The 23,051-nt window shown below is 73.5% G+C and carries 17 protein-coding genes; 9 read left to right on the plus strand and 8 right to left on the minus strand.

Annotated features, from left to right (window positions below; translation table 11 throughout):
• Nucleotides 1-19: 19 nt before the first annotated feature.
• Both JOD60_RS09625 and JOD60_RS09630 read left to right on the plus strand, forming a co-directional pair.
• Complete coding sequence (locus tag JOD60_RS09625) at nt 20-652, plus strand: YflT domain-containing protein (RefSeq protein ID WP_076690422.1); 633 nt, start codon at nt 20-22, stop codon at nt 650-652.
• A complete protein-coding gene (locus JOD60_RS09630) occupies nt 636-1,319 on the plus strand; it encodes an alpha/beta hydrolase family protein (RefSeq protein ID WP_157127923.1) in 684 nt (227 codons plus the stop codon). The genes JOD60_RS09625 and JOD60_RS09630 overlap by 17 nt, the downstream gene beginning before the upstream one ends.
• A 70-nt stretch (nt 1,320-1,389) precedes the next feature.
• Here the strand turns inward: JOD60_RS09630 and JOD60_RS09635 are convergent, their stop codons facing one another.
• Entirely contained in the window at nt 1,390-2,826 is a 1,437-nt protein-coding gene (locus tag JOD60_RS09635; protein ID WP_076690423.1) for an aminopeptidase P family protein, read from the minus strand.
• 33 nt (nt 2,827-2,859) lie between these two features.
• Nucleotides 2,860-3,891 carry an endonuclease/exonuclease/phosphatase family protein gene (locus JOD60_RS09640; protein ID WP_076690424.1) on the minus strand — a complete coding sequence of 344 codons (1,032 nt, stop codon included), beginning with the start codon at nt 3,889-3,891 and terminating at the stop codon, nt 2,860-2,862.
• 83 nt (nt 3,892-3,974) lie between these two features.
• Here JOD60_RS09640 and JOD60_RS09645 point away from each other — a divergent pair, with 83 nt between their 5' ends.
• Nucleotides 3,975-4,862 carry a PHP domain-containing protein gene (locus JOD60_RS09645; RefSeq protein WP_076690425.1) on the plus strand — a complete coding sequence of 296 codons (888 nt, stop codon included), beginning with the start codon at nt 3,975-3,977 and terminating at the stop codon, nt 4,860-4,862.
• A 41-nt stretch (nt 4,863-4,903) separates the two neighbouring features.
• On the opposite strand, the gene JOD60_RS09650 is transcribed toward JOD60_RS09645, so the two are convergent.
• Together JOD60_RS09650 and JOD60_RS09655 are read right to left on the minus strand one after the other, a co-directional pair.
• Nucleotides 4,904-5,320 (minus strand): SHOCT domain-containing protein, encoded by a 417-nt coding sequence (locus JOD60_RS09650; protein WP_076690426.1) that lies wholly within the window; start codon nt 5,318-5,320, stop codon nt 4,904-4,906.
• Between the two features lie 120 nt (nt 5,321-5,440).
• Nucleotides 5,441-6,958: a DEAD/DEAH box helicase gene (locus tag JOD60_RS09655; RefSeq protein ID WP_076690427.1), complete on the minus strand. Its 1,518-nt coding sequence runs from the start codon at nt 6,956-6,958 to the stop codon at nt 5,441-5,443.
• A gap of 197 nt (nt 6,959-7,155) precedes the next feature.
• On the opposite strand from JOD60_RS09655, the gene JOD60_RS09660 reads away from it, so the two are divergent.
• Entirely contained in the window at nt 7,156-7,872 is a 717-nt protein-coding gene (locus tag JOD60_RS09660; RefSeq protein ID WP_076690428.1) for a ferritin-like fold-containing protein, read from the plus strand.
• Between the two features lie 11 nt (nt 7,873-7,883).
• On the opposite strand, the gene JOD60_RS09665 is transcribed toward JOD60_RS09660, so the two are convergent.
• Nucleotides 7,884-8,174 (minus strand): hypothetical protein, encoded by a 291-nt coding sequence (locus JOD60_RS09665; protein WP_076690429.1) that lies wholly within the window; start codon nt 8,172-8,174, stop codon nt 7,884-7,886.
• Between the two features lie 16 nt (nt 8,175-8,190).
• Nucleotides 8,191-8,415, minus strand: a complete 225-nt coding sequence (locus JOD60_RS09670; RefSeq protein ID WP_076690430.1) for a DUF3107 domain-containing protein — start codon at nt 8,413-8,415, stop codon at nt 8,191-8,193.
• Nucleotides 8,416-8,583: 168 nt separating this feature from the next.
• On the opposite strand from JOD60_RS09670, the gene JOD60_RS09675 reads away from it, so the two are divergent.
• Both JOD60_RS09675 and JOD60_RS09680 read left to right on the plus strand, forming a co-directional pair.
• Nucleotides 8,584-11,874, plus strand: coding sequence for an ATP-dependent helicase (locus tag JOD60_RS09675; RefSeq protein WP_076690431.1), 3,291 nt, complete (start codon nt 8,584-8,586; stop codon nt 11,872-11,874).
• The gene (locus tag JOD60_RS09680) at nt 11,871-15,191 is read left to right on the plus strand and encodes an ATP-dependent helicase (RefSeq protein WP_076690432.1); all 3,321 of its coding nucleotides are present in this window, start codon (nt 11,871-11,873) and stop codon (nt 15,189-15,191) included. Before JOD60_RS09675 ends, JOD60_RS09680 begins: the two co-directional genes overlap by 4 nt.
• Nucleotides 15,192-15,238: 47 nt before the next feature.
• Here JOD60_RS09680 and JOD60_RS09685 read toward each other — a convergent pair whose 3' ends face one another.
• Nucleotides 15,239-16,540, minus strand: coding sequence for a phosphotransferase (locus tag JOD60_RS09685; RefSeq protein ID WP_076690433.1), 1,302 nt, complete (start codon nt 16,538-16,540; stop codon nt 15,239-15,241).
• A gap of 65 nt (nt 16,541-16,605) precedes the next feature.
• Here JOD60_RS09685 and nudC point away from each other — a divergent pair, with 65 nt between their 5' ends.
• Complete coding sequence (nudC, locus tag JOD60_RS09690; RefSeq protein WP_076690434.1) at nt 16,606-17,562, plus strand: NAD(+) diphosphatase; 957 nt, start codon at nt 16,606-16,608, stop codon at nt 17,560-17,562.
• Nucleotides 17,559-19,343, plus strand: a complete 1,785-nt coding sequence (locus JOD60_RS09695) for an ATP-dependent helicase (RefSeq protein WP_076690435.1) — start codon at nt 17,559-17,561, stop codon at nt 19,341-19,343. The genes nudC and JOD60_RS09695 overlap by 4 nt, the downstream gene beginning before the upstream one ends.
• Nucleotides 19,344-20,311: 968 nt before the next feature.
• On the opposite strand, the gene JOD60_RS09700 is transcribed toward JOD60_RS09695, so the two are convergent.
• Complete coding sequence (locus JOD60_RS09700; RefSeq protein ID WP_076690437.1) at nt 20,312-21,763, minus strand: zinc-dependent metalloprotease; 1,452 nt, start codon at nt 21,761-21,763, stop codon at nt 20,312-20,314.
• A gap of 135 nt (nt 21,764-21,898) precedes the next feature.
• On the opposite strand from JOD60_RS09700, the gene JOD60_RS09705 reads away from it, so the two are divergent.
• Nucleotides 21,899-23,017, plus strand: coding sequence for a YlbL family protein (locus JOD60_RS09705; RefSeq protein WP_076690438.1), 1,119 nt, complete (start codon nt 21,899-21,901; stop codon nt 23,015-23,017).
• The last annotated feature ends 34 nt before the right edge of the window (nt 23,018-23,051 follow it).

Here is a 23,051-nt window from a genome sequence, read left to right on the forward strand (position 1 = left end):
ACAAGATGGGACGGTGAGCATGGTGGGCGGCATTCCTCAGGAACACGGCGAGAAGATCGCCGATTACGCGACGTATCAGGCCGCTCAGAAGGCCGTGTCGCAGCTCGTCGAGGCCGACATCCCGGCTCGCGACATCGCGATCATCGGCCATGCCCTGCGCTCCGTCGAGACGGTCACCGGACGCCTCGGCTACGCCGCCGCCGCCCGGTCGGGCGCGATCAACGGCATCCTGCTGGGCCTGCTGTTCTCGGCGATCTTCGTCCTCGGCACGCCCAACGCCGCGATCCAGCTGTTCGTCGGCGTCATGTTCGTCGGCATCGCGCTCGGCATGCTCATGAGTCTCATCACGTACGCGATCGTGCGCCGGCGCCGGGACTACACGTCGGTGACGCAGGTCCTCGCCGACCGCTACGAGGTCACGGTGCTGCCCCGCAGCATCCACCGCGCGCGCGAAATCGTCGGACGGGCCGTCGCGCCGGCGGCACCGGCCCCGGCCGCTCCGCAGCCGCCGGTGGACCCGTCCGTGCCGCCGCAGTACGGCGAGCGGGTCGACCCCGCACCCCCGCAGTACGGTGAGCGCGTCGATCCGCCGCGGCTCCCGGACGACGAGCCCGCGCCGCCGGCGACGGGTCCGGATGCCGACGACCGCTGAACCCGGCGCGATCGAGGTCGCGCTGCCGAAGGGGGCGGTGACGGTCTCGACGCTGTCGACGTCGCCGTCGCGGCCGTGGGCGGCCGTCGCGCTCGCGCACGGTGCGGGCGCCGGGATGACCCACCCGTTCCTCGAGGGTTTCGCCCGTGCCCTGACCGACGCGGGTGTCACGGTCTTGCGCTTCGCCTTCCCCTACGCCGAGGCGGGTCGGCGGATGCCGGGACCGGCCGCCCACGCCGTGGCCACCTGGCAGGCGGTCATGCCCGCGCTCGGCGACCTCGCGCCCGGCGTTCCGCTGATCGCCGCCGGCAAGTCCTACGGCGGCCGGATGGCGTCCATGGCCGCGGCCGAGGGGGCGATCGCTCCGGCAGGGCTGCTGTACCTCGGCTACCCGCTGCATCCGCCCGGCGAGCCCGAGAAGGTGCGCGTGTCGCACCTGCCGCTCGTCACGGCGCCGCAGCTGTTCGTGTCGGGGACGAGGGACCCGTTCGTCCAGCCCGTGTCGCAGCTGGCGGATGCCGTCGACGCGTGCCCCGATGCCGAGGTGCTGTGGCTCGACGGCGGCGGCCACTCGTTCGAGGTCGCCGGCGCGCGGCGGGCGCCCGAGGTCACCGGGGCCGAGGTCGCGGCATCCATCCTGCCGTGGCTGCGCGCCCGGTTCGCCTGACCGAATCGGCGGCTGCGGTGCGCCGCCCTGACGTTCCTCTGCCGCGGGGTGCGCGTCCTACCGAGCCGGGTCAGCGCGCGAGGCGCGCGATCCAGGCCTCGACCTCGTCGGCGGTGCGGGGGATGCCGGCGGACAGGTTTACCGGCCCGTCCGCGGTCATGAGGATGTCGTCCTCGATCCGCACGCCGATACCGCGGTACTCCTCCGGCACGGTCAGGTCATCGATCTGGAAGTACAGTCCCGGTTCGATCGTGAAGACCATGCCGGGCGCCAGGATGCCGTCGTAGTACATCTCCCGGCGCGCCTGCGCGCAGTCGTGCACGTCGATGCCGAGGTGGTGGCTCGTCCCGTGCACCATGTACCTGCGGTGCTGCCCGCCGCGGTCGGCGTCCAGCGCCTCGTCGGCGGTCACCGGCAGCAGGCCCCACTCGGCGACGCGATCGGCGATGACGCGCATGGCCGCCTCGTGCACCTCGCGGAACTTCACGCCCGGCCGCGCCGCGGCGAACGCGGCGTCGGCGGCTTCGCGGACGGTCTCGTAGATCTTCCGCTGGATCGACGTGAACGTGCCGTTGACGGGCAGGGTCCGGGTGATGTCGGCGGTGTAGAGGCTGTCGACCTCGACGCCGGCGTCGATGAGGATGAGGTCGCCCGGCACGACCGCACCGTCGTTGCGCGTCCAGTGCAGGTAGCAGGCGTGCGGCCCCGAGGCGGCGATCGTGTCGTAGCCCTCGCCGTTGCCCTCGATGCGTGCGCGGTGGTGGAAGACGCCCTCCACGGCGCGCTCACCGCGGGGGGTGTCGATGATGCGGGGGAGATCGGCGACGATGTCGTCGAACCCGCGCGCGGTGACCGCGACGGCCAGGCGCAACTGCGCGATCTCGTACTCGTCCTTGACCAGGCGCAGCTCCGACACGAAGCGTGTGAGGTCGGCATCCTCATCGAGGACGAGGTCGCCCTCGGTCGCGGTGAACTCGTCGATGTGCGCCGTCGGCACGCCGAGGTCCGCGGCGACGCCCGCCAACGCGGGGCGCGGGCCGATCCAGAACTCCCCGATCGTGGCGTCGCCGTAGAACTCTGCGGTCGTGCGGTCGGCGCGCTCACGGAGGTAGAGGGTCACGTCGTGGCCGGATGCCGCGTCCTCGCGCGGCTGGAAGACGAGCACCGAGTCGGGCACGCTGTCGCTGGCCCAGCCGGTGAGGTGCGCGAACGCGGAGTGCGCGCGGAAGGGATAGTCGGTGTCGTTGGAGCGCTGCTTGTAGGAGCCGGCCGGGATCACGAGCCGCTTGCCCGGGAAGGCGGCCGAGACGGCGTCGCGACGGGCGGCGGCGTAGGGAGCCTGCGCACGCTGCGGCGGGGTGAGGTCGGGGCGCTCGGCCCATCCGGTGGAGATCGTCTCGAGGAACCCCTTCGGGAAGGGCTGCTTGCGGTTCGTGTTCTCCGCCGACGCCTGCGCCGTCTGCTGCTCGCTCGTGACCGTCTCGCTCGCCTGCGTCGTCTCGCTCATACTCCCAGTCTCCCACTTGCCGCGCGCGGGAGGTCAGCCGGCGGGCTCGAACTGGACGACGAGGGGGCGGTGGTCGCTGCCGCTGGGGTCGAGGGAGTCGAGCACGACCGAGCCGACCGGCGTCCACGCGTCGGTGGCCATGACGTGGTCGATCGGCGTGCCGATGAGGCGTGGCCAGTCGGTCGACCACGTGCCGAGCGCGCCGGTGCCGGTCTGCGCCGCAGCATCGTGGCAGGCGCCGAGCGTGCCGGAGCCGGTCCCCAGGCGTGCCATGTTGTCGACGGTCGCGTTGAAGTCGCCCGCCATGATCACGTCGCCGCCGGCACACTGGTCGGCGACCCACTGCAGGTCGCTGCGCCAATCGGCCATGAACGCCTGCCGCGGGGCGACGGCGTGCACGGCGACGATCGTCGGTCCGGCGCCGTCGACGGGCATGGCCACCAGCGAGGGCACCGACGAGGTGTTGGTGGTGCCGTCGGCGGTCGAGTCCACGACGGCGTAATCGCCGAGGTCGGGGGAGATCAGCAGCGTCGTCGAGTTCGCGGCCCAGTCGGGATATCCCTCGCGCTCCCCGTAGTTCTCGTGGTGCGCCCACATCGGCGAGCCCATCTCCCGCATCGCGATCGCGACGGCCTCACCGGTCTCGATCGTCGTCTCGGGCAGGGCGACGATGTCCGCCTGCATCGCGATGGCGGTCTGCGCGATGAGGTGGGCGTCGGTGGCATCGCCGGCGGTGTTCCACGTCATCACCCGGATGCTCGTCTCGGTCTGGGCCGGGAGTGCGCCGGGGCCGACCCCGCGGGAGACGAGGATGCCGGCGTTCACGCCGCCGGCGACGAGTGCGATGACGGCGATCGAGCCGGCGAAGGCGCGCGTGCGGCGACTGAGGCACGCGATGAGCGCGAGCACCAGCACGGCGCCGAACACGAGCACGACGACCCCGCGCAGCGACACGATCTGCGCGAACGGGTAGCTGCGCTCCAGGCGGAAGAACTGCGGCCACGTCACGATCGCGGCGGCGATCGCCGCGGCCACGGTGAGAAGGATTCCGAGCAGGCGCAGCACGTCAGCGACTCTACGGGAGCGCATCTGAAAGAACCCCGACGTCCGCACGGGCTCCTCCCGATGGCGGCCGGTACGCTCGGAGGATGGTCACGGACACCGACTCCGAGGAGCCCACCGGGGCACGGTTTCGCGGCCCCAGCGACCTGCACCTGCACTCCGACCACTCCGACGGCACCGAGCCGCCCGCGGCCGTCATGGCCGCCGCCTACCGCGCGGGGCTGCGCACGGCCGCGCTCACCGATCACGACACGACGTCCGGCTGGGCCGAGGCGGCGGAGGCCGCGGCATCCCTCGGCATGACGTTCCTGCCGGGCATGGAGCTGTCGGCGCGTCACGAGTGGCGCAGCGTCCATGTGCTCGGCTACCTGTTCGATCCGGATGACGGCGACCTGCGCGCGCTGACCGACCGCATCCGCCATTCCCGCCTCACGCGCGCGCGCACGATGGCCGAGCTCATCGGCCGCGACTACGACCTGTCCTGGGCGGACATCGAGGACCAGACCGCCGCCGGGGCGACGGTCGGCCGGCCGCACCTGGCGGATGCGCTCGTCGCGAAGGGGCACGTCGTCGACCGCGGCGAGGCGTTCGCCGGCATCCTGCACCCGGGGAGCCCCTATTACGTCGACCTCTACGCGCCGGATCCGGTGACCGCGGTCGCGGCGATCGCGGGCGCGGGGGGCGTGCCGATCATCGCCCATCCCGCGGGGCGGGCGGGCCTCCTGCCGGCACCGCTCGTCCAGCGGATGCTGGCGGCGGGCCTGGCGGGATTCGAGTTGGGCCACCGCGAGAACGTCGAGCCGGCGCTGACGACGCTGCGCGAGCTCGTCGCCCGCGAGGGTCTCATCGTCACCGGCTCCAGCGACTATCACGGGCTCGGCAAGCCGAACCTGCCGGGGGAGCACACGACCGGCGACGACATGGTCGCCCGCATCATCGACCGCGCAACGGGAAGCGCCCCCGTCTTCCCCTGAGGAAAGACGAGGGCGCTCGCTGGGCACTCAGCGCCCGGCGGTCACGCCAGGGCCTTGGCCTTCAGTGCGTCGAACTCGGCCTGCGAGATCGCGCCCGAGTCGAGCAGGCTCTTGGCCTGGGCGATCTGCTCGGCCGGGCTCGTGCCGGCGACCTGCTTGATGTCGTCGTCCTGTGCCGCCTTGTACTGCTGCGCCGCCTCGACCTGACGCTCGCCCATGCCCCGACCGCGCGCGATCAGGGAGATGAGCGCGGTGATGATCGGGAAGAAGATCAGGAAGAAGATCCAGACCGCCTTCCACCCGCCCGAGAGCTTGCGGTCGCGGAAGAGGTCTCCGATGATCGCGAACAGGGCGAACAGGTACGCCACGAAGATGAAGATGGTCAGGAACCACCAGATGAGATCGGCGAACGATCCCCAGAAGCCGCGGTACTCCACGGCAGCGTCCCACACGCGCATGACAGCCTCTCCGGATACGCAGGGCGGCGGATGCCGCTTGCGCTCACCCGAGAACCCCGGGCGCGCCCGGTGCCGGAAGAGGAGGCCCGGATTCGCCCGCGTCGGATGAGCGGTCGGGGCTCAGGCTCCCGCGACCGGGGCTCCCGCGGCGCCACCGCCACCGCCGCGGCGGCGACGCCGCCGGCGTGCGGGGGCGGGCTTGCCATCGTGGTGCTCGCGGCCGGCGCCGTCGTGCGTGCCGGCGCCGTCCGCGTCGCGCTCCGCCGTCGCGACGCCCGTGCCCGAGGCGGATGCCGCGGCATCCGCGCCTTCGGCGAAGCTCGCCCCGACCTGCTCGGTGCCGGTGCGACGGCGGCGCCGGCGGCGCGAGCCGCCCTCGCCGGTGCCCTCGGCCGCGGCGTCGGCGGCGCGCGCCGGCTGCTGCTGCGTGCGGACCGACTCGGTGCGCGGTGCCTTCGCGATGCGCCCCTTCGTGCCGGCGGGGATGTCGAGGTCGGTGTACAGGTGCGGGCTCGACGAGTAGGTCTCGACGGGCTCGGGCTGGCCGAACTCCAGCGCGCGGTTGATGAGGGCCCACTTGTGCAGATCGTCCCAGTCGACGAACGTCACCGCGATGCCGGTCTTGCCGGCGCGGCCGGTGCGCCCCGCGCGGTGCAGGTAGGTCTTCTCGTCGTCGGGGATCGTGTGGTTGATGACGTGGGTGACGTCGTCGACGTCGATGCCGCGCGCGGCGACATCCGTCGCGATGAGGACGTCCTTCTTGCCGGCCTTGAACGCCGCCATGGAGCGCTCGCGCGCCTCCTGGCTCATGTCGCCGTGGACGGCGCCCGCGTTGAACCCGCGGTCGTTGAGCTCATCGACGAGCTTCTGCGCGGCGCGCTTGGTGCGGGTGAACACGACGGTCTTGCCGCGACCCTCGGCCTGCAGGATGCGGGCGATGACCTCGTCCTTGTCGAGCGAGTGCGCGCGGTAGACGAGGTGGCGGATGTTCGCCTGCGTCAGGCCCTCGTCGGGGTCGGTGGCGCGGATGTGGATGGGGTTCGACATGAACCGCCGCGCGAGCGCGACGATCGGCCCCGGCATGGTCGCCGAGAACAACTGCGTGTGACGCACCGGGGCGACCTTCTGGAAGATCTTCTCGATGTCGGCGAGGAAGCCGAGGTCGAGCATCTTGTCGGCCTCGTCGAGCACGACCTCGGTCGCGTGCGACAGGTCGAGCAGACGCTGGTTGTTCAGGTCGATAAGGCGCCCGGGGGTGCCGACGACGATCTGCGCGCCCGCCTTCAGCTGGTCGATCTGGCCCTCGTAGGCCTTGCCGCCGTAGATCGCGACGACGCTCGTGGAGCGGTTCGAGGTCAGCATGTCCATGTCCTCGTAGACCTGCACGGCGAGCTCGCGCGTCGGCACGACGATGAGGGCCTTGACACCCGGCTCCGGGTCGAGGCCGAGGCGCTGGACGACGGGGATGCCGAAGCCGAAGGTCTTGCCGGTGCCGGTCTTGGCCTGGCCGATGATGTCCTGGCCGGGAAGGCCCAGGGGAATGGTCTGCTCCTGGATCGGGAACGCGTCGGTGATGCCCTTGGCCGCGAGGGCATCGACGATGTCCTGGTCGACGCCGAGCTCTGCGAAAGTCGTCATGCTGTCATGCCTGTCTGGCGGTGAGAAGCCGCCGGGTGAAGAAGTCCACGCCCTTCACTCAGCCACAGGCGCGGTGGTCCCGATCCGTCGCCGGGACCCCACCAGCCTAGCGGAGGCGGCCGGCGGGGCCGCGGAAGCGGGCCGCGCGCGGCACACGGATGCCGCGGTGCGCACGGCGGCGGCCGTAGGCTGTAGACGTGGTGACCTGGCCCTGGCAGCGCGATCGCACCGCCGCCCGCACGTTGAAGGTGCGCTCGCGCGGCGACTTCGGTGACGTCAGTCGCGTCGACTTCGCCGAGCTGGCACCGGCGATCGACACGTTCCTCGGTCAGGCGGCCTACCTGCAGCTCGGCTTCTTCGAGACCCTCAGCGCGCTGATCGCCCCCACCCCGGAGCTCAGCCACAAGGAGTCGCTGTCGCGGGCGGCCGGTGCCGCGCTGCTGAAGCACCGCGAGCTCGTCGAGGTGATCCGCGAGCGCGGCGACGACCCGCTGGACCTCATGCTGCCCTTCCGCGAGCCGCTGGACGCGTTCCGGCGGGCGACGCACGGCGCACGGCCGCTGGAGACGATGCTGTCGGTGCACATCACGGCGGGCATGCTCGACGACTTCTACGTCGCGCTGTCGGCCAGCTACGGGGCCACAGGAGACCGGGTCGCACGGATCCTCGGTCAGGACGACGACCGGCAGGCGCTCGTCGCGATCATCGCGCAGGCGATCGCCTCAGACGAGGAGTGGAAGTCGCTGCTGGCGCTGTGGGGCCGCCGCCTCGTGGGCGACACGCTTCTCATCGCCCGCGGCGCGCTGCGCCCGCAGACGCTGGATGCGGCGGAGGAGCGCAAGGTGGAGCCGGTGTTCACCGATCTGCTCGGCGCGCATTCCCGCCGCATGGCGGCGATGGACCTCGACGCCTGACGCGTCGGGAGTCAGGCGATCTTCAGCCGGATGCGCTCCTGCGCGTCGCGGGACGCACGCGTGCGGGTGAGCACCGTCAGGACGACGGGCACCACGGCGACGGGGACGGCGAGCGAGATGATCCACAGCCACGCATCGGTGGTCACGAGCCCCGCCCAGGTGAGCGCGAGCCAGGTCGCCCCGCCGGTCACGGCGCCGATCATCGGCGCCAGGGCCGCGCCGCGCGAGGTGCGGCCGGGCATGAGGAAGTGCAGCACGCCGCCGTAGGCGGCGCCGAAGATGAGGGCGAGGAGGATGTCCACGTCGGCGCGGGCCGGGTCAGGCGACGAAGCCGACGCGGCGGGACTCCTCGGTCCCGACCTCGATGAAGGTGATGCCCGCCGTCGGCACGATGTAGGTGTTGCCCTTGACGTCGGTGAAGGTCACGAACGAGACCTCGGAGTCGAGAGCCTTCTCGACCGTCTTGGTGACGTCGGCCGCCGACTGGGCGGACTCGAAGCTGAGCTCTCGCGGCGTGTTCGCGATGCCGATGCGGATCTCCACGGGTGACTGCCTCGCTTTGCTGAAGACGATGCGACCGAGGTGCCGGCCGCATCTCGACTCTACGACACGGCTGCGCCGTCACGGCCGCGCGTGGGCCGCCGCGGTGCTCGCTGTGCGCGAACGTCCCGCGGCGGGGCGGTGTCGGCGCGGGCGGCTACCGTGAAGAGCATGGATGCCGCCCCCGTCGCCCCCGCCGCGGAGCCCGTCCTCGACCCCGCGCAGCGCGCCGTGGCCGACCTTCCCGTCGACGTCTCCGGCGTCGTGGCCGGTGCCCCGGGATCGGGCAAGACCACGACGGTCGTGGCGCGCGTGGCGGCGCTGCTGCGCCCCGCGGCCCCTGGCGGTGCCCCCGCCGACGTGGGCGTCGTGCCCCCGCTCCAGCCCGAACAGGTCGTGGTGCTCACCCCCACGCGGCCCGCCGCGACGGCGCTGCGCGACCGGCTGGCCCTCGCGGTGGGGATCGCGACTCCCGGAGCCCTGGCACGCTCCCTCGCCGCGTTCGCGTATCAGATCGTCCGCGCGCACGCCGTGCACACCGGCGCCGAGCCGCCGCAGCTGCTCACCGGCGCGGACGAGGATCAGCTCATCGCCGACCTGCTCGACGGCGACGCCGAGGATGAGGCCGACGGCATCCGGCGCTGGCCGTCGACGCTGCCGTCGCAGGTGCGCGCCACCCGCGGGTTCCGCACCGAGCTGCGCGCGTTCCTCGCCGAGTGCGCCCAGTTGGGCATCGAGCCCGACCGGCTCGCGCACCTGGCCGCCCGTACCGGCGTCGAGGAGTGGGCGGCCGCGGCATCCTTCACCAGGGAGTATCTGTCGGTGCGCGACCAGCTGCGCGGGGCGCACCGCGACGCGGCGGGACTCGTGCGCGAGGCGCTGGGCCTTGTGCGCACGCAGCCGGCGGGATCGCCGGCGCTCGCAGCCGTCGAGCGCCTCGCCGCGATCGTCGTCGACGACGCCCAGGAGCTCACCCTCGGCGGCGTCGAGCTGCTCGAGGCCTGCCGGGCGCGCGGGGTCGCCGTGCTCGCGTTCGGCGACCCCGACGTCGGGTCGGGCGCGTTCCGCGGCGCGAGCCCGGCCAACTTCGCGCGGCTGGCGGCCTCCAGCCCGCTGTTCGTGCTGCCCGAGGGCCATCGCGGCACCCCGGCCCAGCGACGGCTGGTCGCGGGCATCACCGCGCGGATCGGTGCCGTCGGCGTCGTCGCGCACCGGCGTCCGCTCCCCGCCGACGCGACCGACGAGATCGCGGAGGCCGATCGGAGCGTGCGGACGCTGTCCGCCCGTTCGGCGGGCGAGGAGCACGACATGATCGCGTGGCTGCTGCGGGAGCGGCACGTCCACGACGGCGTGCCGTGGCGCGCGTGCGCCGTCATCGCACACGACACCCGGCAGGTGACGGCGCTGGAGGCGGAGCTCGCGGCGCGGGAGGTGCCTACCCGCGCGACGGGCCAGGTGCGGCCGCTCGCCGAGACCCGCGCCGTCGCCGACCTGCTCCGACTCGTCGTGCTCGCGGCCCGACCCGCGGCGGAATGGTCGAACGACGACGTGATCGCCGCCCTGTCCGGCGGCGGCATGGACCCCGTCGAGATCCGGCGGCTGCGCACGGCGCTGCGGCACGCAGCGCTCGCGGCCGACCTCGCCGGGGACGGCGCGGAAGCGGGTTCGCTCCGCGCTGATGCGGCGGGAGAGGATGCCGCGGCATCCGCGCCGGCGGAGGACTCCGCGGCCCCACGGACCGGCGCGGAGCTGCTGAGCGCGGCGCTCGCGAACCCGATCGCCTTCGCGCTGCTCGACACGCGCGAGGGCCGGCGGGCCGAGCGCATCGCCCGGACGCTCGAACGGCTGCGGGAGCAGTGGGAGCGGGGGCTCGCCGATCCGGCGACCGGAGCGACGGCGCACGAGCTGCTGTGGACGGCGTGGGAGGGTCTCGGCGCGGAGCGCGGCTGGGCGGCCGCGGCGGCGGGCACCGGACCCCTCGCGGCGCAGGCCGGGCGAGAACTCGACGCCGTCGTCGCGCTGTTCCAGGCGGCCAAACGTCACGGGGAGCGCGCCGACGGCACCACGGCGCTGGGGTTCCTGCGCGGTGTGCTCGACTCCGACGTCGCCGAGGATCGGCTCGGTGCCGGTGACGGAGCGGACGCCGTTCGCATCCTCACCCCCGCCGGAGCCCTCGGCGCCGAGTTCGACACCGTGGTGGTCGCGGGCGTGCAGGACGGCGTCTGGCCGAACCTGCGGTCACGGGGCAGTCTGCTGCAGACCTGGCGGCTCGCCGCCGCGGCGAGCGGAGCCGATGCCGCCGCCAGCACCCTCGATCGGCGCCGCGATGTGCTGCACGACGAGCTCCGCCTGTTCGCGCGGGCGTGCTCGCGGGCACGCCGACTGCTCGTCGTCACCGCGGTCGACGACGACGACACCGGCCCGAGCCCGCTGTTCGAACTCCTGCCGCCGCCGGAGACCGCGGCGCATGGACCCGAGCATCCGCTGTCATTGCGGGGTCTCGTCGCCGCGCACCGCCGCACCCTCACGCGCCAGGATGTCCCCGACACCGCGGCCGCCGCGGCGGCCGGTCAGCTCGCCGTGCTCGCCGCCGCGCGGGTGCCGGGTGCCGCGCCCGAGGAGTGGTTCGGCATTCTGCCGCCGAGCTCGACCGCGCCGTTGCGCGACCTCGACCGCGAGGATGTGCGCGTCTCGCCGTCGCGGCTGCAGGCCCTCGAGGAGTGCCAACTCGACTGGGTGATCGGCGACCTGGGGGCGGGTGCCGGGGGAGCCGTCGCCGGGCTCGGGACGCTCGTGCACGCCGCCATGGAGCACGCCGACGGCATCGACGAGGCGGCGCTGTGGGCGGTGGTGGCCGAGCGGTGGGGGGAGCTGGACTTCGAGTCGCCGTGGCGGGACCGCGCGGAGCAGCAGCGTGCGCGGGACCTCGTGCGACGTCTCGCCCTGTACCTGCGGCGGTTCGAGGCCGACGGCGGCACCCTGCTCGGGGCGGAGCCGCACTTCGAGGTGCCCGTCGCCCTCGATCCGCCGCGCGCGCACGGCGCGGTCGTCAGCGGATACATCGACCGGGTGGAGCGCACCGGCGCGGGCGAGGTCGTCATCGTCGACCTGAAGACCGGCAAGCGCGAACCGCAGACCGACGCCAAGGTCGCCGACAACCCCCAGCTCGCGGCGTACCAGCTCGCTCTCGCGGAGGGAGCGATCCCCGCCGCGGAGGGCCTCACCCCGGGCGGGGCGAAGCTACTCGTGCTGCGCCCGACGGCGGCCACGAAGGACTACGTCGAGCCCCGTCAGGCGCCGATGGATGCGGAGGCCACCGCGGCGTTCCTCGCGCGGGTGCGGGCCGCCGTCGACGTCATGAGCGGCACCACGTTCGCCGCGCCCTACGAGGAGCACTGCCGTGACGACTACGCGTACGGACTCTGCCGCATCCACACGATCGGGGCGGTGAGCGCCTCGTGAACGCCCCGGCATCCGCCCTCGTCGAGACGGTCACGGTCTCTCCCGCCGCCCTGTCGGCGGCCCTCGGCCAGTTCCCGCCGACGTCCGAGCAGGCGGCCGTCATCGCGGCCCCCCTGGCGCCCGCGCTCGTGGTCGCCGGCGCCGGCAGCGGCAAGACCGAGACGATGGCCGGACGCGTCGTCTGGCTCGTCGCGACCGGCGCCGTCCGCCGCGACGAGATCCTCGGGCTCACCTTCACCCGCAAGGCCGCGGGCGAACTCGCCGAGCGCATCCACCGACGCCTGCACCGCCTCGCGGAGTTCGAGCGCCGCGGCCTCGTGCCCCACCTCGACGCACTGCACGCCGCCGGACGGCTGGACATGCTCGTCGACATGGAGGGGGCCGGCGCGCCCGAGAGCGCGCGCCGCGCCGTCCTCGACGAGCTCGTGGCGCTGACGGGGGCGACGAGCGCCGACGCGGCGCCGGACGCCGACGCGCTCCTGCACCGGCCCACCATCGCGACCTACAACAGCTTCGCCGACGCCATCGTCCGTGAGCACGCCGTCCGCGTCGGCCGTGATCCCGAAGCCGCCGTGCTCAGCGAGTCCGCGGCGTGGCTGCTCATGCGGCGCGTCGTGCTCGAGTCGGACGATGCACGGCTGGAACAGCGCGAGGAGGCGCTGCGGACGATCATCGACGGCGCGCTGCGCATCGCGCGCGACGCGGTCGACAACCGCGTCGATCTCGACGAGCTCGCCGCCTTCCCCGACGCCTTCGCCGAGGTCCTCGAACGCCCCTCGGCGAAGGCGGGTGTCGGGGTGTACGCCGACATCGCCCGAGCGGCGGCCCGCGTCGGAGGGCTGGCGGTGCTCACCGACCTCGCGCGGGAGTATGCCGATCGCAAGCGGCGACGCGGCGTCATCGACTTCTCCGACCAGGTGGCGGGGGCGTGCGGCGTGCTGGCCGGGCAGCCGGCGGTCGCGGCGGAGCTGCGCGAACGCCACCGGGTGGTGCTCCTCGACGAGTACCAGGACACCTCCGTCGTGCAGACCGATCTGCTGGCAGCCGCGTTCCGGGATGCCGCGGTCATGGCCGTCGGCGATCCGCACCAGTCGATCTACGGGTGGCGCGGCGCGAGCGCGGGCAACCTCGGCGGGTTCGCGGCCGCGTTCTCGTCCTCCGGAGAGGCCGTGTCGTTCTCCCTCATGACCAGCTGGCGCAACAGCGCCCGCGTCCTCGATGCCGCCGGAGCGGTCCTGGCGCCGTTGGCGGCATCGGCGCCGGTCGCCGTCGAGCCCTTGCGGGCGCGACCGGGCGCGCCCGCCGGCGAGGTCGAGATCGGCTTCGAGTCCGACATCGACGCCGAGGCCGACCGTGTGGCGGAATGGTTCGCCGCCACGCGCGCCGCCCGGGCACAGGCCGGACGGAAGACCACCGGTGCGGTGCTCTTCCGCAGCAAGAAGCACATGGTCCGCTTCGCCGACGCGCTCGGGCGTCGCCGCATCCCGCATCGCATCCTGGGGCTCGGCGGGCTGCTGTCCACACCCGAGGTGGTCGATGTCGTCTCCGCCCTCCGGGTGATCAGCGATCCCCGCGCCGGCTCCGCGCTCATCCGGCTGCTCGCCGGTCCTCGCTGGGCGATCGGGCTCGCGGACCTCCGGGCGCTGGCGGAGCTCGCACGGCGCATCTCGCGGCACGACAGCGCCCTGCAGCCGCTCGCCCCCGAGGTCGTCGAGCGGATGCGCACGTCGGCCGGCGACGAGCAGGGGTCGCTCATCGACGCGCTCGACTTCTTCACCCGGCATCCGCTCGACCACGGCTGGCTCACCGGGTTCACCCCCGCCGCCCGCGAACGCCTGCGCGACGCCGCCGCCGTGTTCGCCGGGCTGCGGCGGCAGGCGACCCTGCCGATCCCCGAGCTCGTGCGCACGATCGAGCTCGAACTGCGGCTCGATATCGAGCTCGCCGCGAACGAGGCGCGCGGGCCGGCACGCACCGCCGGCGATCAGCTGCGTGCGTTCGTGGACGAGCTGCACGGCTTCCTCGCGACCGACGAGCACGGATCGCTGCCGAGCCTGTTGGCGTGGCTCGACCACGCCGAGCGACTCGACGAGTTCGCGCCGCGCACCGAGCCTCCCGAGGACGACGTCGTCCAGCTCCTCACGATCCACGGCTCGAAGGGCCTGGAGTGGGACGCCGTCGCGGTCGTGCGCTTCGTGGCGGACGAACTGCCGACGCGGGCGAAGGACACGCAGGGCTGGCTGGGATTCGGCGTGCTGCCGTACGAGTTCCGCGGCGACGCCCCCTGGCTCCCGGCGCTGCGGTGGCGCGCGGCGGACGCGCCGACCCAGCAGGACCTGAAAGACGCCCTCGCCGAGTTCGTCGCGGCGGGACGCGCCCGGCAGATCGAGGAGGAACGGCGCCTCGCCTATGTCGCGGTCACGCGGGCGCGCGATCACCTGCTGCTCACCGGCTCCAGCTGGTCGGGCACGAAGTCCTCCCGAGCCCCGAGCCCGTTCCTGCGTGAGATCGCCGACGCACTGGAGATCACGCTGGCGGAGCCCGACGACACCGGCGAGAACCCGTACGAGGGGCAGCGCCGCCTGCTGCAGTGGCCGCTCGACCCGCTCGGCAGCCGGCGAGCGATCGTGGAACAGGCGGCGAAGCGCGCCCGTGAGGCAGCGGCCGATCCGCCGGAGCCGACTCCGGAGCTGGCGCTGCTCCTGGCTGAACGCGCCGCACGGGAGAATCCGCCGGCGCCCGACGCGCCGGTGCGCATCCCGGCGTCCCGGTTCAAGGATTACCTGGGCGCCGCGCCCGCGCTGCAGCGGCCGCTGCCGGAGCGGCCGTATCGCCAGACCCGGCTCGGCACCCTGTTCCACGCGTGGGTCGAGCAGCGCGCGGGCGTCGTCGCGGCCGGGGCGACGCTGGACGACGCGCTGTGGGACGACGCCGCCGCGGAGGATGCCGGCAGCGGTGCGGCACCCGAGGCGAGCGAGCTCGCGCAGTTGCAGGAACGCTTCCTCGCGTCGGAGTGGGCACACCTGCAGCCGATCGAGGTCGAGACCGAGATCGATGTCGCGATGCCCGACGCGCTCGGCGACGGCCGCCCTCACGTCATCATCTGCAAGCTCGACGCGGTCTACCGCCGCGGCGACCGCATCGAGATCGTCGACTGGAAGACGGGGCGCGCGCCGCGCACGGCGGCCGAGCGCGATGAGCGGATGCTGCAGCTGCAGCTGTACCGGCAGGCCTACCACGCCAAGCACGGCGTGCCCGTGGACCAGATCGACGTCGTGCTGTTCTACGTCGCCGACGGGCTCATCCTGCGCGGCTGAGGCAGCGCCGGGTCAGGCGTCGCCCCCTCCTGCCGGGCGGCGTCGGGTCAAGCGGTGCCGGTCCAGCGGCGGAGCGCGTTCTGCGCGGCGGTGTCGCGGTCGATCTCGTCCGCCGAGTACGCCGAGACGTCGGCGGATGCCGCGTCGCGCTCGTCGGCGCCGGTCGGCGCGGAGGCCACCGGGGTGCCCTCCCGCGGCGCCGGCGTCGTCGGGTGCGCCGGCGAGAAGTCCGACAGCTCGATCGGGACGGTCTCGATCTGCCCGGACTGCTCCTCCCCGGCCTCCTCCGCGAGGAAGGCGGCGAGGGTATCGGCGTCGAAGCTGTCGGTCTGCATGGAGGTGTCGATGGCGTCACCCGAGCCGGCGGGGACCCGCTCGGTCGCCGCGATCGCGTCGTCGGCGGTGACCTCGTCGCGCGCGCGGACGGGTTCGTCGCGGACGCTCTCGTCGAGCGATTCGAGCAGGGCCACGGCATCCGTCACGACGGTCTCGTCGCCGGTGGCGTGGCCGTGGACGAGCCACTTCGCGAACTCCAGTTCGGCGTGCAGGCGCGCACGCTCGGCGACGAGCGCGTCGGGGGCGCGATGCGAGCGGTGTCCGTACTCGTCGAGCACGTCGGCCTGCGCGGCCGGCGCCGACGCCGTCCAGCGGAGGTCCACCGCGGGGTCGCCGACGCCCAGGCCGCCCCAGCTCAGCAGGCCGGTCACGACGGGCACCCCGTCGGCGTCGTCCTCGAAGACGAAGGATGCCGGGTCGACGCCGCCCAGCACGACGGTGGTCTCGAACCGCCACAGCGGGTCCGAGCCGAGCGCGGTGCTCCAGCGGCGTAGCAGGCCGAAGGGAAGCAGGCCCGTCGCCTCCGCGCGGTCCAGCAGACGCTCCGCCTCGTCGCGCACCTGCGCGGCGGTCTGCATCGGCAGGCCGGCGTCGCGGATCACCGTCACCGGCAGATCGTGGACCGCGGCGATCGCGGCGCCGAGCGCCGTGGCGACGCCGCGGCCGGAGGGCACGTGCGCCGCGTCGACGCGATACCCCGGCAGGAGGGTCTGGACGAGGGTGTGACGTCCGTCGACGGTCGTCTGACCCAGCACGTCGGGTGCGCCGAAGGGCAGCACGCCGCGGACGCCCGCCGTCAGCGAGGCCAGCGCGCGGGCCTCACCGCGCAGGTCGGCGTCGGCGCGGTCGTCCACCGGCACCCGCACGACGACGCGCCGGCCGTCGTCGAGATCGGCGATGGCGCTGTCGTAGCGTCCGGAGGCGCCCTCGGTGAGCGGGCCCACACCCACCACGGCGACGCGGGGCAGGGCGGAGGTCACCGACGCGGCTAGAGTGAGGGGTGAGCGTGCCATGCCCCCAGGGTAGGTGTGCCGCGCCCCGTCCCCGTGTGCGCCACGCCCGGCGAGGAAGGTCCCGGATGACGCCGTCTCCCGATCCGGATGCCGCAGCTTCGGCTCCGCCGCTGGCGCGCGCCGGCATCGACCGTGCCGCCGAGGAGCGCGCCGAGGCGGGGCTCATCGACCGCCTGCGCGGGAATGCGGACACGCGTGTCGTCGCCGTCCACGGCGACCGCGCGCCGCTGACGGCGGACGGCAGCCTGCGCACGGTCGCGGTCGAGGCGATCCGCGACGGCGTGAAGTGGGGCTTTCTCGGACGCGACGAGACCGGCCGCGCGCTCCTCGTCGCCGCGGCGGGGGCGCAGGCCCCGTCGCCGCTGCGCGCCGACCCCGGTGAGGGCGCACCGGGAGCCGCGCCCGACGGGTGGGGCGCGCTGCGCGCGGTCGGCGGGGAGATGCCCGCTGTCGACGCGGGGGTGTTCGTCGAGGCTGTCGCGCTCGGCGGCTGGCTCGTGGCGGCGCCATTCTGCTCGGCGTGCGGTGGGCGCACCGAGGTGCGCAGCGCCGGCTGGTCGCGGCACTGCCCGTCGTGCGGGCGGGAGCACTTCCCCCGCACCGATCCCGCCGTGATCGTCGCGGTCACGACGCCCGACCGGGAGCGGCTGCTGCTCGGCAAGAACGCCCTGTGGGCCGACCGCAACATGTACTCGACGTTCGCGGGATTCGTCGAGGCGGGGGAGTCGCTGGAGGCGACGATCGTGCGCGAGGTGGCGGAGGAGGCCGGCGTCACCGTCAGCGCCGCCGCCTACCGCGGCTCGCAGGCGTGGCCGTACCCGCGTTCGCTGATGCTCGGCTTCCACGCGACCGCCGCCGACCCCGAGGCCGCCCGCGCCGACGGCGAGGAGATCGTCGATGTCCGCTGGTTCACCCGCGCGGAGCTGACCGCCGCGTTCGCCGGTGAGGCGGATTTCGCGTTGCCGGGCACGGCGTCCATCGCGCACCGCCTCATCGCCGATTGGGTGGCGATGCCGGAATGAGCGAGCGGGCGCTCGAGGGACTCGACGAGCAGCAGCGCGAAGCGGCATCCGTCCTCCGGGGACCGGTGTGCGTGCTCGCCGGCGCCGGCACCGGCAAGACGCGCGTCATCACCCGGCGCATCGCGCACGGCGTCGACACCGGCGCCTACTCGCCGGGCCGGGTCATGGCGGTGACGTTCACGGCCAAGGCGGCGGGGGAGATGCGCGGCCGTCTGCGCGCCCTGGGCGTGGAGGGCGTTGCGGCGCGCACGTTCCACGCGACCGCGCTCGCCCAGCTGAACTTCTTCTGGCCGCAGCTGGCGAACGACACCGCGCCGTCGATCATCGACAACAAGGTGCGGGTGCTCGGCCAGGCCGCTGATGCGCTGCGCCTGCGCCTGGACGGCGCGACCCTGCGGGATGTGGCGAGTCGCATCGAGTGGCGCAAAGTCGCGATGCGCACGATCGAGCAGGATGCCGCGGCCCACCCCGAGGGGCTCTCGCAGGCTCTGGACGCGCACGCGCTCGCGGAACTGCAGCACCGGTACGAGAAGCTCAAGGACGAGCGCCGCCAGCTCGACTTCGAGGACGTGCTGCTCGCGTGCGCGGGGATGCTGGAGTCCGAGCCCCGTGTCGCCGCCGCCGTCCACGAGCAGTACCGCCACCTCACGGTGGACGAGTTCCAGGACGTCTCGCCCGTGCAGCATCGGCTGCTGGAACTGTGGCTCGGCGATCGCCGCGATCTGTGTGTCGTCGGCGACGCGAGCCAGACTATCTACTCGTTCGCGGGGGCGGACCCGCACTACCTGCTGGAGTTCGCCGACCGGTACGAGGACGCCACCGTCGTGCGGCTGGAGCGCAACTACCGCTCCGACCCCGCGATCCTCGACGTCGCGAACGCGCTCATGCGAGGGCGTGCGGGTGCACTGGAGCTCCGGTCGGCGCGACGGGCGGGGCCGGTCCCCGTCGTGACGGCGTACGAGGACGACGGCGCCGAGGCCGACGGTGTCGCCGCGGCGATCGCGGCGCAGATCGCGGCGGGCATCGAGCCCGACCGGATCGCGGTGCTGTACCGCGCCAACGCGCAGTCCGCGCCGCTGCTGGCGGCGCTGGCCTCGCGCGGGATCGCCGCGACCGTGCTGGGCGGCAAGCGCTTCTTCGACCTGCCGGAGGTGCGCCAGGCGGTGATGGCGCTGCGGGGCGCCTCGGTGGCGCCCGTCGAGACGACGTTCCTCGCGGCGGTCCGCGACGTGCTGCGCTCCCTCGGCCTCACCGACGACCCGCCGCCGGCCGGTGGAGCGCTGCGCGACGCCTGGGAGGCGCGCGCGGCCGTCCTGCGCCTGGCCGAAGAGGCGCCGGCGGACATGACGCTGCGGCGCTTCACCGACGAACTGCTCGCCCGCGGTCGCGACCAGCACGAGCCTTCGCTGCGGACGGTCACCCTCGCGACGCTCCACGCCGCGAAGGGCCTGGAGTGGGATCACGTGCACCTCGTGGGCCTGGCGGAGGGCCTGCTGCCCATCTCGTACGCGACCGGGTCCGAGGCGATCGACGAGGAACGGCGGCTGACCTACGTGGGCATCACGCGGGCTGCGCGCACGCTGTCGCTGAGCTGGTCGGAGCGATCGGGGGCGCGGCAGCGCCAGCGCTCTCGCTTTCTGCAGGAGATCGGTCCGGGGCCGATCGCGACCGGTGGTCGCCGTCCGCCGGCGGGTCGAGCGGCGGGTCCTCGACGGTCCGGCACAGGCACGCCGGATGCGGGCGATGCGCGTGCCACATCCGCCGGACGTCGTCCGAGCTGATCGTCACGGACACGCCCGCGGCGTCGGCGACGGCGATGCCGCGCAGCATGCGGGCGCCGAGGACCGCCGCCTCGACGAGAAGCGCCGGATCGGTGTGCGTGGGCTCGCGCCCGAGCAGCTGCGCGGCCAGGAGCGGCCACGTCGGGTCGGCGTCGGTGCGGTGCGCGTGCACGCACGCGAGGCAGGCGGTGCGTCCGGGGACGACGAGGGGACCGACGCGCACCCGATCGCCCGCCAGCTCGATCGGCAGGTGCACGATGTCGGCGGCCATCAGCCGGGCAGCACGGCGCGGATCCAGCATCCGCTCGGCGACGACGACCACGGGAAGGCGCGAGGGCGGCGGCGCGCTCTCCCAGCGCGTCAGCGACGCGACGTGGACGCCGGCGGCCCGCCACCCCGCCTCGAGCGCTTCGTGGCCGGCCACGCCGAGACTCTCGGGGACCTCCAGCCGCACGACCGGCGCCGACGCGTCATCGGTGATGAGCGCCCCGCCGATGCGGGCCGCGAACCGCTCGGCGTCGTCGCCGTCGGCGCCCATCGTGCGCGCGAGCGGAACCAGCATCGCATCGGGGATGCCGTCGGTCAGCGCGTCGAGCAGTCGCTCCTGCCAGCCGGTGACATCGTCCACGCGCACCGCCTGATCGGTCCCCAACTGCAGGCTGGAGGGCGTGCGCCACAGGGGCGGGTGCGAGGGGGCCAGTCGGAGCATGCCCCGATCATGCCCGCCTCGCACCCGCGGCGGGCGCGCTGTCCACAGGCCCGTTTCGAGATCCGCCGAATCGGCCGCCTGTGGAGGAGGCGATGATCACCGCGGCGGATCAGCCCGTGTGCCCACGCGTCTTCGCCGAATCCTCACCCCCGCGCCGAACCCTCGCGCTCAGACGCGCCCAGCGGTGAGGGCTCGGTGCACAGGTGAGGGTTCGGCGTCGGGGCCTGCTGCGGCGCGGTGCGTGTTGCGGCGCGGCGGATCAGACCGGGCGAGGATCCTCCGGGGTGCCGGGATTCTCCGGTGAGCCCGGATCCTCCGGGGCGGCCGGGGTATTCGTAGCACCCGGACCCGCGGCATCCGCCGGGTCCTGCGCGGCCTGGGCCAGCAACTCGTCCAGCGCCTCATCGAACGCGTCGCGCGCGGGCTCCTCGCCGCGGGCGCGCGCCTGCAGCCGAGCGATCAGCGCCTGCGGGTCGTCGATGTCCTCGGCCGCCGGCATGAGGTCGGGGTAGTCCCAGAGGCTGTCGCGGGCCTCGATGCCCACGGCGTCGGTCACCGCGCGCCACATGGCGGCCGCCTCGCGCAGGCGCCGCGGGCGCAGCTCGAGCCCGACGAGCGACGCCATCGCCTGCTCGGCGGGGCCGCCCACGGCGCGGCGCCGCCGCACCGCCTCGGCGATCTTCGCCGCGGCAGGGAGGCGCCCGGTCGCGTCGCTGGTCACGACGTCGACCCATCCTTCGATCGTGGCGAGCAGATTCTCCAGGCGGGTCAGGGCGGCATCCTGCGCGGGCGTGCGCTGCGGCAGCAGGGCGCCGGACTCGATGGCGGCCTTCAGCTCTTCGGGGGAGGACGGGTCGAAGCGCGACGCGAGCTCCTCGAGGGCGCCGGTGTCGACGTGGATGCCGCGGGCGAACTCCGTCACCTGTGAGATGACGTGCAGGCGCAGCCAGCGCGCGTGGCGGAACAGGCGCGCATGAGCGAGCTCCCGGGTACCGAGGTACAGCGCGAGCTGGTCGTCGGTCACGTCGAGATCGCGTGAGAAGTCCGCGAAGTTCTGCGGCAGGATCGCCGCGACGCCGTCGGGCATGACCGGGATGCCGACATCGCCGCCGGAGACCACCTCGAGCGACAGCCGCCCGATGACGCCGCCGAGCTGGGCCGCGAACAGCGAGCCGCCGACGCGCCGCATGAAGGTTCCGGCGCCGGCGACGAGCTGGCGCATCTCTTCCGGGGTCTGCTCGTCGAGAGCGGACGTGAGCGCCCCGGCGATGGAGTCGGCGACCGGCTCGGCGAGCTCCTGCCACACCGGCAGCGTCTGCTCCACCCACTGGCCCCGTGTGATCGCCTGCGGCGGGGCGGCGAGATCGGAGATCGTCGTGGCCTCGCTCAGCCACAGCGTCGCGAGCGAGAACGCCTGGTCGAAGTCGTGCTTGGTGCCGGTGGTGATGCTCAGGCCGTCCTTGTTGGCCAGATGGAGCGCCTGCGTCTTCGCGGCGCTCCAGTCGATCCCGTCGGCCGCTCCGCCACCGCTGGTGAAGGCGTGCTGCAGCTGGGCCATGATCTGCTGCAGCATCGCCGGGTCCACGCCCATGCGGGACAGTCCTTCCAGCTGAGCGGGGTCGAAGCCCGCCGCGCCGCCGCCGAGCAGATTGCGCAGCAGCTCCTGGAACTCGTCGTCTCCGGAACGGTCCGGGCTGTCGTCATCAGTCATGTCAGGCGCCTTTCAGCGGGCGGTTCTCGTCCCGTCCTACGCTAGTCGCAGCACTTCCCCGCACGGCCGCCGAGGCCCGCCACGGAGGATGTCGCGTGTACGCCGATCGCGAACGATCGGCCGGAAAGGTCTGACGTGGCATTGTTCGACGAGAACACGACGATCGTGCCCGCGCGTCGCGCGCCCATGAGCCGCACGACGCTCATCGGCGTCTGGTCGCTCGCGGTCGCGCTCGTGGCGCTGCTGGCGCTCACCCTCATCCCTACGTCGTTCGTCATCCAGCGCCCCGGTCCCGTCTTCAACACGCTCGGCACCTCCACCGACGCCGCCGGCGACGAGGTGCCGCTGATCTCGGTGTCCGGCGCGGAGACCTTCCCCACCTCCGGCTCGCTCGACCTGCTGACCGTGCAGGTCGTCGGCAACCGCGACCGGACGCCGTCGTGGTTCGAGCTGGCCCTGGCGTGGTTCGATCCGTCGAAGGCGGTCATCCCGATCGATCAGGTGTTCCCGCAGGGACAGAGCACCGAGGAGCGCAATCAGGAGAGCGCCGTCATGATGGTCGACTCCCAGAAGGAGGCGACCGCTGCGGCGCTGACGGAACTCGGCTACGACGTCAAGCCGATGGTCCGCGTCTACGCCCTGACCGACGACTCGGCGGCGGCAGGCGTGCTCGAACCCGACGACATCATCCGTGCCGCCGACGGACAGCCCATCACCGAGACCGATGAGCTGCGGGCGATCATCAACGACGCCGACGGGGCGCCGGTGCAGCTCACGATCGACCGCGGCGGCCAGACGCTCACCGAGAGCATCACCCCGAAGCAGGCCACCGTCGACGGCGAGACGACGTGGCTCATCGGCATCACGACGCTGCACGACTACGACTTCCCGATCGACGTCACGATCCAGCTCGACAACGTCGGCGGACCCAGCGCGGGCATGATGTTCGCGCTCGGGATCATCGACACCCTCAGCGGCGGGGACCTCAACGGGGGCGAGGAGGTGGCCGGAACGGGCACGATCGACTCCTCCGGAACGGTCGGGCCGATCGGCGGCATCCGGCAGAAGATGTACGGCGCGAAGGATGCCGGCGCCACGTGGTTCCTCGCCCCGAAGGACAACTGCGACGAGGTCGTCGGGCACATCCCCGCGGGGCTGCGCGTGTTCTCGGTCGCCACCCTCGACGACGCGCTCGACGTGCTCGCCGCCATCCGCGGCGACGGCGACCTGGACGCGCTGCCCACCTGCGAATAGCCACAGCATCCGCCCAGAGTCGGCCCGCCTAAGA

It is taken from the genome of Microbacterium aurum (assembly GCF_016907815.1).
Taxonomy (GTDB): Bacteria; Actinomycetota; Actinomycetes; order Actinomycetales; family Microbacteriaceae; genus Microbacterium; species Microbacterium aurum.

Excerpts from the sequence above, each read along its gene's own strand:
- JOD60_RS09625 (WP_076690422.1), top strand. The coding sequence starts at position 20 with ATGGTGGGCGGCATTCCTCAGGAACACGGCGAGAAGATCGCCGATTAC.
- JOD60_RS09630 (WP_157127923.1), top strand. The coding sequence starts at position 636 with ATGCCGACGACCGCTGAACCCGGCGCGATCGAGGTCGCGCTGCCGAAG.
- JOD60_RS09635 (WP_076690423.1), bottom strand. The coding sequence starts at position 2,826 with ATGAGCGAGACGACGCAGGCGAGCGAGACGGTCACGAGCGAGCAGCAG.
- JOD60_RS09645 (WP_076690425.1), top strand. The coding sequence starts at position 3,975 with ATGGTCACGGACACCGACTCCGAGGAGCCCACCGGGGCACGGTTTCGC.
- JOD60_RS09650 (WP_076690426.1), bottom strand. The coding sequence starts at position 5,320 with ATGCGCGTGTGGGACGCTGCCGTGGAGTACCGCGGCTTCTGGGGATCG.
- JOD60_RS09655 (WP_076690427.1), bottom strand. The coding sequence starts at position 6,958 with ATGACGACTTTCGCAGAGCTCGGCGTCGACCAGGACATCGTCGATGCC.
- JOD60_RS09675 (WP_076690431.1), top strand. The coding sequence starts at position 8,584 with ATGGATGCCGCCCCCGTCGCCCCCGCCGCGGAGCCCGTCCTCGACCCC.
- JOD60_RS09685 (WP_076690433.1), bottom strand. The coding sequence starts at position 16,540 with ATGGCACGCTCACCCCTCACTCTAGCCGCGTCGGTGACCTCCGCCCTG.
- nudC (WP_076690434.1), top strand. The coding sequence starts at position 16,606 with ATGACGCCGTCTCCCGATCCGGATGCCGCAGCTTCGGCTCCGCCGCTG.
- JOD60_RS09695 (WP_076690435.1), top strand. The coding sequence starts at position 17,559 with ATGAGCGAGCGGGCGCTCGAGGGACTCGACGAGCAGCAGCGCGAAGCG.
- JOD60_RS09700 (WP_076690437.1), bottom strand. The coding sequence starts at position 21,763 with ATGACTGATGACGACAGCCCGGACCGTTCCGGAGACGACGAGTTCCAG.